General features: G+C 72.7%; 1 protein-coding gene. It reads left to right on the plus strand.

The annotated features are described in order from the left end of the window. Window positions 1-824: AAA domain-containing protein (locus ACXJKR_RS33815; protein WP_457326586.1), on the plus strand; the 824-nt coding region annotated here is incomplete at both ends.

Below are 824 nucleotides of genomic sequence, written 5' to 3' on the forward strand. Positions count from 1 at the left end.
TCGCCGACCTCCGCGCGGCGCTGAACGCCGAGCTTTCGGCCACGCCCGAGTACTACGACTTCAAGGTGCTGCACAGCGAGCGCGACGGCGTGCTGTGGCGGGTGACGCTGGAGCCGGGCTATGTGTTCGCCGAGGGCCAGCGGCCGGGTGTGGCCTCGGCGCAGGCGCTGCTGGACGACAGCCTGGACGGCGCCTCTGCGTGGTGGGGCGCGCCGAGCAAAGGCGGCGCCAGCGTGCTGGCCGTGCTGGCCGAGGACGACCAGCTCGTGCTGCAGAACGCCAGCGGCCCGCCGCCGCCGGCCGGGCACCTGCTCCGCCTCTACCCGACGCGCTTCCTGAACGCCGTGGCCGATGCGTGGTGGGACACGCCCTGGGCCGAACAGGCGCTGGCCTGCCTGCCCGACCTGTCGAACCCACAACCTCTGCACGGCGGCACGGCATTGACCGGCGAGCCCTTCCGCTGGCTGCGCCCGGCGCAACGCGCAGCGCTAGCGCTGGCGGGCCACAGCAGCGGTTTCCTGTGGGGGCCACCGGGCACGGGCAAAACGACGACGCTGGGCGTGCTGCTGGCTGAGTACCTGGACCGCCACCCGCACGCTCGCGTGCTGCTGCTGTCCACCACCAACCAGGCCGTGGACCAGGCCACGCTGGCCGTCGACAAGGCCTTGCACAAGGGCCGCCGCGAGCACCTGCGCGCCGAAGTGCAGCGCCTGGGCACACGCTTCAACGCCGCGGCCTACGAAGGCCGCGAGCACCTGATTCCGACGCAGGACCGCGATCTCATCACCCGCCTGGCCCGTACCGAAGGCCAGCGGCCATCAGCC

This window comes from Roseateles sp. P5_E11 (genome assembly GCF_054049355.1).